Origin of the sequence: Rhizobium sp. SG570, from assembly GCF_012275345.1 — a bacterium.
In the GTDB taxonomy this organism is placed as follows: Bacteria; Pseudomonadota; Alphaproteobacteria; order Rhizobiales; family Rhizobiaceae; genus Rhizobium; species Rhizobium lusitanum.
Genome location: NZ_JAAZQI010000002.1, coordinates 483,493 through 495,644, shown reverse-complemented (window position 1 = coordinate 495,644; position 12,152 = coordinate 483,493). Strand labels below are relative to the sequence as shown.

General features: G+C 58.1%; 13 protein-coding genes and 2 tRNA genes. 7 read left to right on the top strand and 8 right to left on the bottom strand.

The annotated features are described in order from the left end of the window. Window positions 1-2 precede the first annotated feature (2 nt). The 3 genes from FHT28_RS06220 to FHT28_RS06210 form a co-directional block, all read right to left on the bottom strand. The gene (locus tag FHT28_RS06220; RefSeq protein WP_037201768.1) at window positions 3-2,846 is read right to left on the bottom strand and encodes a valine--tRNA ligase; all 2,844 of its coding nucleotides are present in this window, start codon (window positions 2,844-2,846) and stop codon (window positions 3-5) included. Between the two features lie 121 nt (window positions 2,847-2,967). Then, window positions 2,968-3,840: a DUF2497 domain-containing protein gene (locus FHT28_RS06215; protein WP_168595791.1), complete on the bottom strand. Its 873-nt coding sequence runs from the start codon at window positions 3,838-3,840 to the stop codon at window positions 2,968-2,970. Between the two features lie 245 nt (window positions 3,841-4,085). After that, window positions 4,086-4,757, bottom strand: coding sequence for a protein-L-isoaspartate O-methyltransferase (locus tag FHT28_RS06210; RefSeq protein WP_173410756.1), 672 nt, complete (start codon window positions 4,755-4,757; stop codon window positions 4,086-4,088). Window positions 4,758-5,232: 475 nt separating this feature from the next. On the opposite strand from FHT28_RS06210, the gene FHT28_RS06205 reads away from it, so the two are divergent. The 5 genes from FHT28_RS06205 (at window position 5,233) to FHT28_RS06185 (ending at window position 8,929) form a co-directional block, all read left to right on the top strand. Further along, a complete protein-coding gene (locus FHT28_RS06205) occupies window positions 5,233-5,661 on the top strand; it encodes a Rap1a/Tai family immunity protein (protein ID WP_037201764.1) in 429 nt (142 codons plus the stop codon). A gap of 149 nt (window positions 5,662-5,810) precedes the next feature. Continuing rightward, window positions 5,811-5,884 (top strand) — tRNA-Cys (locus FHT28_RS06200). 196 nt (window positions 5,885-6,080) lie between these two features. Further along, entirely contained in the window at window positions 6,081-6,383 is a 303-nt protein-coding gene (locus FHT28_RS35860; RefSeq protein WP_210166089.1) for a hypothetical protein, read from the top strand. Window positions 6,384-7,305: 922 nt separating this feature from the next. Next, complete coding sequence (locus FHT28_RS06190) at window positions 7,306-8,406, top strand: porin (RefSeq protein WP_037201757.1); 1,101 nt, start codon at window positions 7,306-7,308, stop codon at window positions 8,404-8,406. Window positions 8,407-8,776: 370 nt separating this feature from the next. Further along, entirely contained in the window at window positions 8,777-8,929 is a 153-nt protein-coding gene (locus FHT28_RS06185) for a hypothetical protein (RefSeq protein WP_167669544.1), read from the top strand. A gap of 151 nt (window positions 8,930-9,080) precedes the next feature. Here FHT28_RS06185 and FHT28_RS06180 read toward each other — a convergent pair whose 3' ends face one another. The 3 genes from FHT28_RS06180 to FHT28_RS06165 all read right to left on the bottom strand — a co-directional run bounded on the left by FHT28_RS06180 (window position 9,081) and on the right by FHT28_RS06165 (window position 10,690). After that, on the bottom strand, window positions 9,081-9,254 hold the full coding sequence (locus FHT28_RS06180) for a hypothetical protein (protein WP_167669543.1): 174 nt from the start codon (window positions 9,252-9,254) through the stop codon (window positions 9,081-9,083). Window positions 9,255-10,063: 809 nt separating this feature from the next. Beyond that, complete coding sequence (locus FHT28_RS36800; protein ID WP_037201750.1) at window positions 10,064-10,303, bottom strand: hypothetical protein; 240 nt, start codon at window positions 10,301-10,303, stop codon at window positions 10,064-10,066. Between the two features lie 48 nt (window positions 10,304-10,351). After that, window positions 10,352-10,690, bottom strand: coding sequence for a hypothetical protein (locus FHT28_RS06165; RefSeq protein ID WP_092573668.1), 339 nt, complete (start codon window positions 10,688-10,690; stop codon window positions 10,352-10,354). Between the two features lie 77 nt (window positions 10,691-10,767). Between FHT28_RS06165 and FHT28_RS06160 the strand changes: the two genes are divergently transcribed. Next, entirely contained in the window at window positions 10,768-10,926 is a 159-nt protein-coding gene (locus FHT28_RS06160; protein ID WP_156143712.1) for a hypothetical protein, read from the top strand. A 31-nt stretch (window positions 10,927-10,957) separates the two neighbouring features. Here the strand turns inward: FHT28_RS06160 and FHT28_RS06155 are convergent. Then, window positions 10,958-11,032 (bottom strand) — tRNA-Asn (locus FHT28_RS06155). Between the two features lie 116 nt (window positions 11,033-11,148). On the opposite strand from FHT28_RS06155, the gene FHT28_RS06150 reads away from it, so the two are divergent. After that, complete coding sequence (locus FHT28_RS06150) at window positions 11,149-11,460, top strand: membrane protein (RefSeq protein WP_037199979.1); 312 nt, start codon at window positions 11,149-11,151, stop codon at window positions 11,458-11,460. 8 nt (window positions 11,461-11,468) lie between these two features. On the opposite strand, the gene FHT28_RS06145 is transcribed toward FHT28_RS06150, so the two are convergent. After that, on the bottom strand, window positions 11,469-12,026 hold the full coding sequence (locus tag FHT28_RS06145; RefSeq protein WP_168595790.1) for a sugar O-acetyltransferase: 558 nt from the start codon (window positions 12,024-12,026) through the stop codon (window positions 11,469-11,471). Window positions 12,027-12,152 lie beyond the last annotated feature (126 nt).

The window sequence follows — 12,152 nt, the reverse complement described above, 5'->3', positions numbered from 1 at the left end:
TTTCAGGCGGCTTCGCTGACCCGGGCAAGCGCCACCTTCAGACTGGCAAGCTGCCCTTCGAGCTCGCCGAGACGTTCACGCTCGGCGGCGACGATGTCCGGGTTCGCGTTGGCGACGAACTTCTCGTTCGAGAGCTTGCCGACGATACGAGCGATCTCCTGCTCGTTCTTGGCAATCGCCTTTTCGAGACGGCCCTTTTCGGCGGAAAGGTCGATAAGGTTGCCGAGCGGCAGGCAGACCGTCGCCTCGCCGACAATGATCTGGGCAGCCCCCTTCGGCGCGGTATCGGCGAGCGAGATCGCCTCGACGCGCGCCAGTCGCTTGATGGCGGCGTCGTGACGGAACAGGCGCTCGCGCGTCAAGCCGTTGGAGCCGACGACGACCAATGGTGCGGTGGCCGCCGGCGGCACATTCATTTCCGAACGTACGGAGCGCAGGCCGGAAACAAGATCGATCAGCCAGTTGATCTCGTCGGCCGCGACATCGTCCGCATAGGAGGGAGCCGGCCAGTCGGCATGGCAGATCAGGCCGTCACGCTCCTGCCCCTCGCCTGCCGTATGCGCCCAGAGCTCTTCGGTCATGAAGGGCATGAAGGGATGCAGCAGCTTGTAGGTCTCTTCGAGAACATAGGCCGCGCAGGACTGCGCCTCGGCCTTGGCGTTGTCGTCGTTACCACCGAAGATCGGCTTCAACAGTTCGAGATACCAGTCGCAGAACTGATTCCAGATGAAGCGATAGAGCACGCTCGCGGCATCGTTGAAGCGATAGGATTCCAGCGCCTCGGTCACGTCTAGCTCCGTGCGCGCAAGCTCGGTCAGGATCCAGCGATTGATGGTGAGCTCGGCTGCTTCCGGCACGAAATGCGGATCGCTCTTGGCACCGTTCATCTCGGCAAAGCGCGTGGCATTCCACAGCTTGGTGCCGAAATTGCGGTAGCCGGCAATGCGGGCCGGATCGAGCTTCACGTCGCGGCCCTGCGCCGCCATGATCGCCAGCGTGAAACGCAGCGAATCTGCGCCGTACTGATCGATCAGTTCGAGCGGATCGATGACGTTGCCCTTGGACTTCGACATCTTCTGCCCGTTCTTGTCGCGCACCAGGGCGTGCACATAGACGGTGCTGAACGGCTCGACGGGCTCACCATTCTCGTCCTTCATGAAATGAAGACCCATCATCATCATGCGGGCGACCCAGAAAAAGATGATGTCGAAACCGGTGACGAGCACATTGGTGGGATAGTAACGCGCCAGTTCCGGCGTCTCATCCGGCCAGCCGAGCGTCGAGAAAGGCCAAAGCGCCGACGAGAACCATGTGTCGAGAACGTCTTCGTCACGCGTCAGGATTTCGCCCGGCTTGAAGTTTTCCAGCAGGTCCTCGACATAGGCCTTCATCGGCCCTTCATGGGACAGGTAATGCTGGATTGCCGCCTGCAGCGCCTCTTCCTCGGTCTTTTCGACGAAGACCTGTCCATCCGGTCCGTACCAGGCCGGGATCTGATGACCCCACCAGAGCTGGCGCGAAACGCACCATGGCTGAATATTCTCCATCCAGTCGTAATAGGTCTTGTCCCAGCTCTTCGGAACAAGCTTGGTACGGCCTTCGCGGACGGAAGCGATTGCCGGTTCGGCGAGGGTCTTGGCGTCGACATACCACTGCTCGGTCAAGCGCGGTTCGATCGGCACGCCGCCGCGGTCGCCATGCGGAACCGTGTGCTTGTGCGGCTCGACCTTGTCGAGCAGGCCAGCCTCCTCGAAGATGCGGACAATGATCTTGCGCGCCTCGAAACGGTCCTTGCCTTCCAGCTCATCCCAGGCGCCATGCAGCGCGGCGGGATGATCCAGCCCCTCGAGGAAGTCTTCGTTGTCCTTGATGGTGATGGTCGCTTCCGGCGTCAGAATGTTGACGACACGCAGACCCCGGCGCTTGCCGACGTCGAAGTCGTTGAAATCATGCGCCGGCGTCATCTTGACCGCGCCCGTTCCCGCCGTGGGGTCCGGATATTCGTCGGCGACGATCGGGATGCGGCGGCCGACGATCGGCAGAATGACATGCTTGCCGACGATCGCCTTGTAGCGCTCGTCGTCCGGGTTGACGGCTACGCCGGTATCGCCGAGCATGGTCTCGGGTCGGGTGGTGGCGACGACGAGATAGTCGCGCGTTTCCCATTCCGTCGGCTTGCCGTTCTCGTCGAAAGCAATCGGATGCTGGTAGGTGACGCCCTCCTCCAGCGGATAGCGCAGATGCCAGAGATTGCCGTTGATCTCATGCTGTTCGACCTCGATGTCCGAAATCGCGGTCAGCATCTTCGGGTCCCAGTTGACCAGCCGCTTGTCGCGATAGATCAGACCTTCCTTGTAAAGCGTGACGAAGACTTCGAGAACGGCCTTCGACAAGCCCTCGTCCATGGTGAAGCGTTCGCGCGACCAGTCGCAGGAGGCGCCGAGACGCTTCAACTGGTTGAAGATCAAGCCGCCTGACTCTTCCTTCCATTCCCAGACCTTTTCGATGAACGCCTCGCGACCGATCTTATGACGATCCGGCTGCTGTCTCTCGGCCAGGCGGCGCTCGACGACCATCTGCGTGGCGATGCCGGCGTGGTCCATGCCGGGCTGCCACAGCACGTCCTTGCCGCGCATACGCTCGAACCGCACCATGATGTCCTGCAGCGTGTTATTCAACGCATGACCCATGTGCAGCGAGCCGGTAACGTTCGGCGGCGGGATGACGATCGTGAAGGTTTCCGCGCCTGGCTTGGCGTTCGCACCGGCGCGAAATGCGTCGGCCTCATCCCATTTTTGGGCGATCTTCGGTTCGACGGTGGCGGAATCATATGTTTTGTCGAGCATTTTGGGACCGGATCTAGAGGACTGGATGATGCGGGTTGTAAATAGGATGGCTGTGAGCAAGTCAATAAAAAAGCCGCCCCGGAGGCCGGAGCGGCGGATCGTCTAGCCGAAGCCCAGGCTGTCAGCGGCGCGGGCCGCGGGCCACTCGCTCGATCTCTTCGCGCACGAGACGCTCAACCAGCGTCGGCAGATTGTCGTCAAGCCATTCCTGCAGCATGGGCCGCAGCATTTCCTGGGCCAATTCATCGAGGGAGCGACGCGGGCCACCTTCAACAACGGCAGCGAGTTCGTCAAACGAGCGGGCGACCTGCGCGCCGGCGGTTTCCGACATCAACGGCGACGTATGTTGCACCTGCTCAGAGAAATCTTCGGTTTCAGCGGCGACGGATGCGCGCAGTTCCGGCGCCTCGAAAATCGGCATCTCCACGGGAGCGGCCACCTGTGGGGCAGCGGGAGCCTCAGGCACTTTCCGCTCCTCCAGTTCCGGTTCCATCGTGGAGGCCGACGCAACTTCGGGCATTGGAAGAATGGCTGACGGCGCCGAGTCGGTAACGGCGTTTCGCAACGGGAAGTCCGCAACGCGCTCGCCACGAGCTTCGGCAAGACGCGCAGCCATGGCCGGCGGCAGTTCGCGCGGTTGCGGCAGCTCGCGTCCAGCGCTCAGCAGCGCGGCATTGCGCTCCGAAGCGGCGCGAACGCGTGCTGCGACATCGGCAAGCGACAGGCCACGGTCCGCGCTTTGCGGCTCAGCGACAGGCATCTGCGAATTTGCGGCAACAAAGCGCGGCTCGGCTTCGGCGGCCAGTGCTCGATCCGCCGCGGCGAACTCCTCATCGACAGTCAGGCGAATATCGTCATCGCGGGCGCCGGAGTTGGTAAAATTCGTAGAGGAAATGGGCTTGGCGCCCCCGGGCTCGTTGCTTTCGATGATTCTGCGGATCGAAGCCAGAATCTCTTCCATGGACGGTTCACGCACTACATTTGGCTGAGCCATATTCATCCCCGTATTCCCATATTCAACGATCGGAAACTCGCAGAAAGAAGCACCCGAATCAGGGTCACCCTAGATGAGTGTCCTCGGGAAAAAAATCACCGTGAAAGCACTAAACCCGGTGATGCACAGTTTTGTTACGATCGCTGCGAATCGCACTGCATTTGCGATTCTGCCACATGTCGGCGCAATAAAAAACAGGCGCCCGGAGGCGCCTGTTGCGAACGCATCGTCGATCGCTCAAACGATCAGAATACGAATTCCTTGGCCTTGGCAAAGCCCGGCAGCGGCTTGATCGACGCGTTGAAAAAGACGTTTTCCGAAAAGGCGCCGCGTTCACGCATGAAAACTGTGGCGCGTGCGGCATGGCCATAGCCCAATACCGCGATGAGACGGCCGTCTTCACCGAGTTGATCAAGAAGCGCCTGCGGCACCTGCTCGACCGAACCATCGACAAAAATGACATTGAAGGGCGCGCTGCCGGCGTGGCCCTTTTCAAGATCGCCGGTCACGACAGTCACGTTGTCGTAGCCGAGCGCGGCAAGATTGGCCTTTGCCTGAGCCGCAAGATCCTCGTCGGCTTCCAGAGCCACGACCTTATCCGCAATAAGCGACAGGATGGCCGAGACATATCCCGTGCCGCAACCGACATCGAGGACCTTGTCCTCTTTGGTGATGACGCCGAGCTGCAGGAGCTTTGCCAGCGGCGAGGCTTCCATGAGGAAGCGTGCGGCCTTGCCGGCAGCGGCCGGGGCAATCTCGATATCGCAATCTACATAAGCCAGGAGCTTCGACTTCTCCGGCACGAAATTTTCGCGCGGCACCGCGAAAAATGCATTCAACACGGAATGGGAGGTGACATCCGTCGTGCGGATCTGGTTCTCGACCATCTTCACGCGTGCTGCTTCGAAATCCATCATATCCTCTTGCGCCCTTTACGCCCCAGATAGGCCGGCTTTGCTTCAGTGCTAAGCGTGTCTTAATCGCGTGCGGCCAAGCTTTCAAGGCATCGTGGCAACCGGGGTGGAGATTCATCGCGATGCGTCTCCAACGAACAACAGCCGCGGTGTTCAAATGCCGATCGAGCCGTCTCCATTGCCCTTATCCGTTACGGCGATGGAATTTCCTGGACGGAGGATGCAATTGAGCGCATGGCTTGCGGCGGCGCCTATCTTGTCGTGAACAAGAGAGAAAGGCGCTCCATAGCGGGACGCCCGTTAAGCAAATCTTAACGCCGCAGGACCACGCTCAACTACCCGAAGCCATCCGGGTTAAGATCAAATTTCAAAAGAAGGCTGGCTGAATGTCCATTTCTCTTGTTCTTTTCGTCGCAACCTCCCTGCCACTGGTCGTTTTCCTGGCCGCCAGTCTTTCTTCGATGATGTAGGTCACAGAATGAGGCTTTCGCCCTCCACCGCAGCCTTGCTTATCCTTCTTGCACCCCAGGCCGCCCTCAGCGACGAAGCACCGCAAGCGGCGGCACCGATTATCGGACATCTCGTCACCGGCAAACAGCTTGACGAATGGTGCGAAGAGAATCGGGCGCTTGCCTCCGTCTATATCCAGGGAATCCTCGACGAAGCTCAGCGCACAAAAAATCTGACGATTCGGGCCACCAAGCAAACGCCGAAGAACTCATCGCGCTATGAGCATTATCTTCAACAGTTTGTCGGCGCCTTTTGCCTCCCCTCCGATCTCAGCAACGCCAAAGCGACCGCGATCGCGTGCAAGTGGATGGCGGAGCATTCATGGCAGCTCGAGCGCCCCGCCAGTGCGTTAATCGCGCGCTCCTACAAATTCGCTTTTCCATGCCTGGAAGAGTAGACGGCAAAGCATCGAGCATCCCTACCCGCTGCAGGCGGCCAGCAAGCTGTTACTCGCAGCGAAAAAAGAGCGATATTCAGAGCGAGGCCCTTGCGCCCATTCAAGATTCGTTCTAAACGCCCGCCATCACTCGCCTTTATATATCGGATGGCCTCGTGGCGGAGTGGTTACGCAGAGGACTGCAAATCCTTGCATCCCGGTTCGATTCCGGGCGAGGCCTCCATCCTTCCCCTTTTTCCATCATAAGCACTTGAGAAATCATTGGATTTTTTGGGGCGCGGCAATTTTGGCAGGAGTCATTCGCCGCAGCGAAACGGGGTGTGGCAATCGCCCCCCGACCACATTTTTGGGTTTAAAGTTCACTTCCTGTTCACCTTACAGTTACTAAGGTTCCCTTGCGAATAACAAGGAAACAACCAATGAAGAAGATATTCATCGTCGCCATGGCTGCCACAATGCTCGCAGCACCCCTCGCCAATGCGCAGGAATGGCCGCGTCACCATCGCGATCGGTCTGGAGAGGTTCACCGGAATATGCCTCAGAGAGGACAAGACCGTCCTGGATGGGGGCCGCACCGTGGCCGGGACGAGCGTGGCTACTATCACGGATATCGGGGCTACCGCGACCGTCGACCCGGCTACCGTCGCCATAGCGACGGCCTTTGGTATCCCGCAGCAGCCTTCGCGCTTGGTGCCATTATCGGTGGCGCGTTGAATAATTAAACTGTCAGGACCGAAACTTCTCGTGGAACGTGCCATTCAATTGGACGGCCGACCATGAAGGGGAGACGAACACACAAAGCCGGGGCGAACGCTCCGGCTTTTTTCAAATCACGACCAAATGGATTCGCGAAATTCAAACAAGACGTGCAGCGTAATCACGCCGCGCCGAGATCACGACGGTAAATCGCGAGCGCCTGTAGAAGGCCTCGATTTCTCGCTCGAAGAGCTCCATGGAGAAAACAGCCCATGGCTCATAGTGCCGCTGAAAGTTTTCAGCGCGATGCCGACCACGTGATCTGAGAATGCCGACGAGTCGCCAATTTACAAATCCCATTGCTTCACTTTCGGAGCGAGATCCGGCCCATGCCTTCGTGTGGTCCGCCATGCCGGATCTCTGCCGCATTATCTGCCGACGGTATGGGAATAGATAATCGCTAACCGCACACGTGGGGAATACAAATCGAATTTCATGACGTTACATGCGTTTGGTTTGCCGATGGGTCGTCGATCCCTGGCTTAATATCGAGCCAGCGGGGATGTCGGACTTCTGCGTCGATAGACAGACCATGCGCCCATCCCGCGTCACAAGCGTCACCATTCAAGCGAATGCTTGCAACGCAAAGGCGCTTGATCGCTTGCCGCACTCCCCCTGGCTACAACTTCCACGAAGGCGGCTAAAGGGCCTGTATAATCAGCTTACCCGGCGAATTGCGTCATTTTTGCAACAAAGCTTTTTTTCGAATAGCACGCACATAGTTCGGAAACCTTAGTATCTTGCCAAATCAGCAAAGCAGGTTCAGGTAATAGTTCGTGAAGCTTATTACTTCGCAGCTACTGATAGGGAACATGAACGGGATGGGGTTGGGCACGTCGTCTTTTCGACGGGTTATCTCATACCCAATCAAGAAAGATTGGAGTTATTATGAACATCAAGAGCCTTCTTCTCGGCTCCGCTGCTGCGCTTGCGGCAGTATCCGGCGCTCATGCGGCCGACGCGATCGTTGCCGCTGAGCCGGAGCCGCTCGAATACGTTCGCATCTGCGACGCTTACGGCGCTGGCTACTTCTTCATCCCAGGCACCGAAACCTGCCTCAAGATCGGCGGCAAGGTCCGCACGGAAGGCGAGTGGTACAACGCCTATAATCGCGTCAGCAGGCAGGGTACGCTGTGGCACACCCGTGCAGAGCTGAATGTCGACACCGCGACGGACACCGAATACGGTCCGCTGAAGACCGAGACCATCGTCCGTTGGGACTGGAACGACGGCGGCTCCACCAGCACGAACCTGCTGTGGTCCTACATCAGCCTCGGCGGCTTCACCGTTGGTAAGAAGGACTCCCAGTACAACCTGTACATGGGTTACGCCGGCGACGTCATCAACGACGACGTGATCTATGACGGCCCATACGAACTCAACCAGTTGACCTATGAATATGACGCCGGCAACGGCTTCTCGGCTGTTATCTCGCTCGAAGATAGCAACTCCGCTTCCGATTCGACGACTTACGACGGTGCTTGGGAACAGTCGAGGTCCAACCACTACGCCCCGAACGTCGTTGGCGGTCTCGGCTTCAAGTCTGGCGCGTGGGGCTTCAAGGTCGTCGGCGGGTATGACTCCATAGTCGAAGAAGGTGCTGTCAAGGCTCGTATCGATGCCGACTTCGGCTTCCTCACGGCCTTCCTGATGGGCGGCTACAACACGGACGGCAAGAAGCTGAACCAGTATGCCGGCTCGAACCAGGACATCTCTGCTTGCACGGCGCCGAACGGCACCGTCAATGGCTCGAAGTGCGGCTGGGGCGATTGGGCAGTTTGGGGCGGCGTCGGCGTTCCGATCAACGAAAAGCTGAAGTGGAACCTCCAGCTCGCCTATACCGACTCGAAGATCTTCGAAGCAACCACGAACCTCAAGTTCAACCCGGTCAAGAACCTCCTGGTCGAGCCGGAATTGACCTACGTTCATTATGACTATGCCAAGGACGATACCGTCTCCGGCATTCTCCGCTTCGAACGCAACTTCTAACCTGATCTGACTTGACCTCCGATCAGAGAAGGAAGGGGTCCGGCTTTCCCTGCCGGCCCCCTTTTTTCTTGACCAGCGGCTCCTGAAGTCAAGCCCCTGCGAGCAAAACGTGTTGCGACCATCCCCGATCAACCAGAAGGGGGAACCTTGTCGCGGCGATAGCGTTTACTGCTCAAGGGCATATGACTGAATAAAGGAGTTATCATTTTGAAAAACCTCGCTTCGATCGCTTTGACCGCCGCGCTTGCCGTAGGCTCGCTGCTGTCGGTCACTATGCCGACGATGGCAGCGCCGCCCCGCGCTTCACCCGCGACGGCTTCAGATATTGTTCTGGTTCAAGAGCAGGGAACGCGCTGGCACCCGGATTCATATGACAATCGCCGCCGCTGGCGCGGTCATGATCGCCGTCATTGGCACGAGGATCGCGGATGGGACCGTGGCCGCCAGCGGGACGGTGGCTGGCGCGGGGACAGTGGCTGGCGCGACGACCGCCGCTATCATCGCCGGCATCAAAGCGGCGTAATATTCGAAATTCGTCCTTAATGCATCGGGACGAAAGTCTCACAGGTCCCTCTTCATAGAGTTCCAGAAACGAAACGGCCGCTGCCGAGGATATCGGTAGCGGCCGACTTGCAATCAGAGGGGATTTTGCGCCAGTTCGAAGCTTCTACCGATTAACGGCAGACGCGTTCCTTGCGAATGACCCAGTGGCCATGAACTCTGTGCTTCACCTTCTTCATATAGCAATGGTGATGGTGACGATGATGCATCGGAGCCGCCTCGGACGGTGCGCTGACGGCAACGACCGATGCCAGTGCAAGTGCAGAAGCAAGAATCAGGTTTTTCATGTTGAACCTCTAAAGCATTGGGGGACTATGCTGCGCGGATCGCGCCCTTATGTTCATGCGCTGGTTCAGATTAACGACACATGAACATTTTCTCACATTCGCGAGAGCAACCATACCTTGAACCAAATTTCGTCAAAATACCACACACATCTGCATGAGATTTGCCGATAGCGGCTCGAAAACCGCCATTGTATCGTGCCGGAAACCCTTTCATCGGCAGGAATGCAAGACTCTGTTGTTGCAGTACAAAAAAGCCCTGGCAAAGCGGATTTTCGATTCTCAGCCGATTGGGGAACGGATGGGCAGGAGGCTTCGAAGCCGCTCGTCGCGAAGATAAAGACCTTCCCAGGCCAAGATGCCCAAAAGCAAACTGATAAGTTGTGGCGGAGACCCTGCTTCTCCGAGACGAAAATGGGCGCAGATAGCACCGCCCAGGAAGCCGTCGTCAGGATTACGCCAAGAATTGCGGTGCGTGGAATGGCATAAAGAATCGTGCAAACGAGGACGATCAGGCCGAGATTGCGCTGAACACACACTCGACCCACGATGCTCTGCGAGAGTTTGCATTCACAGACATCCCATCCAGACTAGGGCCGAAGAAATCGGCGCCCGGAGGCGCGTGCAATAAAATTGCACACTCCGCTGATGCAGCTCGTTCACTCTCTCAGGCTTGGGACAAAAGAACGGCTGCGTGATCTCGCAGCAGCAACGTGACGTCAATCGGCCGCCCGACCCCGTTCTAAATTAACGGCAGTCGCGTTCTTCTTGGGTGTCTACAGTATCCTTGATGACAATCAAGTGCGATCGGCTTACTGCGAAAAGATTGCTCTTAATCTGTCCAGATCGACATCTCGCACATCGGCCGGCACTTCGGTTGCAGAGTGAGCCCTGAACCACTCCGCCGCTTCCCGCACACGATCGCCATGCGGCGGTGGATAAGCACCCAGACGCAAGACCCATTCTCGGACTGTTTCTCTCTCCATGCGCCCTTTTTCGTATCGGTCGCAAACGGTCTTTGCCGACGCTATCAGATCGTTGATTTTCGACATCTCACCCGTTCTCGTTTCACCCACCACTCCCCCGGGCCGGCGTCCCCTTCAACGGGGAGTTTGCGGCAAATCACAAGATGCGATCGTGTCGTCGCCGCTGGCCGGCGATTTCAGATTCAGCTTCCAGGGATCGGCACCGAAATATATCTGCTTTTCTATGAGAGAGCTCTCAATGGTTCGGCAGAGTTCTTGAGCGTCCCCACCTCTCGTCGCGACAGAGACCGTGACCGTTTTCGTTTCTTCGGAATAGGTGCACGGCGATAGCGAAATGGTCGTGTCCACTGCTCGGCAAAGCGTTTTCGCATTCGAGACGGAATCGGTATCAGCCAAAGCGTGTCCGGCGCTGATCGATACACACAAAGCCAAAACCATCCATTGGCGCATCATTTTTATTGTTCCTTAGAGTCAAGCTTTTCGCCCGACCCAAGCGCAAATAGCCCGGCTGCGCAACCGAAAAGACCGTCGTGGCTTCCCTGCTGATCACGCAGGCGCGCCCAGGCGACGCCGTCTCCAGAATAACCACCATCGAGGAAGATGGACGCCGGCGGCTTGACCGCAGCGCGGATATCATCGACGATGATGACTTCAGAGGTGGCGAGGAAGAAAATCTGTATTCTTTATAATACAGAAAAAACGAACTCTTCTCAGAAAGAGTGGCTCCCCGGGCCGGATTCGAACCGGCGACCTGTCGATTAACAGTCGAATGCTCTACCGCTGAGCTACCAGGGAATGCGCTTGGCGCGGTGTGAGTGGGCTAATACAAACGCTTGCCCGATTTGCCAAGCGGTTTTTTCAAAAAAATCGAATTCTCTTGCATTATTTCGCCGCCTCACCATTTCCTGTGGATGACTGATCAAAGCGAAACGACAACAAATGCCGATCGAAATGGCCGGAAAACCCGCCGTTTCGGCATTGATCCCTCAACTCGCGAGCTTGTTTTCGGCTCTGTGAGAATTCCCCTGCCCCGATCGCGGCTTGCGCGCGTCGGCGTCGGCATTGCCCTCATCTTCGGCGGACTGCTTGGCTTCATGCCGGTGCTCGGCTTCTGGATGCTGCCGCTTGGCTTCATCGTGCTGTCACACGATATGCCGGTCGTCCGTCGCTGGCGCCGGCGTTTTGCGGTGTGGTGGACAAAACGCCGCCGCCCGGCGAACTGATCCTCTTTCTAGCTCCCGCCGACAGGCCGGGCGGGATTACCGACCACGATCGCACCCGCTGCGACATCTCTTGTCACGACCGAGCCGGCCCCCACGATCGCCCCGTCGCCGATCGTCGCGCCACCTAGAATAATGGCTCCGCCCCCGATCCACACATCCCTGCCGATCATAACCGGTCGCGCAATCTCCATGCCGGCGCGCCGCTTCTCCGGGTCCCTGTGGTGTTCCGCACAATATATATGAACGCCCGGCCCCAGCATGCTGCCTTCGCCGATGCGCACGCTGCCACTGTCGAGAATGGTGCAGCCTGCATTGAGATAGACCCGCCGACCAAGCGAGATGTTCATCCCATAGGAGCAGTGAAACGGCGCTTCGATGAAAACATTCTCCGCAGCGCGAGCGAAGAGCGCAGCCAAAGCCGGCCCGAGATTGCCGCGCTGCACTGGCGGCATCGTGTTATGCTCGTGCACGGCCTCGCGCGCCCGCCACCGCAACGCATCGAGTTCGGGATCGAGGCAGCAATACCATTCAGCCGCCGCCATCCTCTGCCTTTCGGTGATGCCCATCGATGCGCCCCTCCGCTGCTTTATGGATTCGTCCGGTGAGATCATGCATCACCATTCAGGCCGCCAGCAAGGAAGACGCACCCCTTTCGAGGCAAGCAACAATCCCCGCACGAACCGTCCTAGATT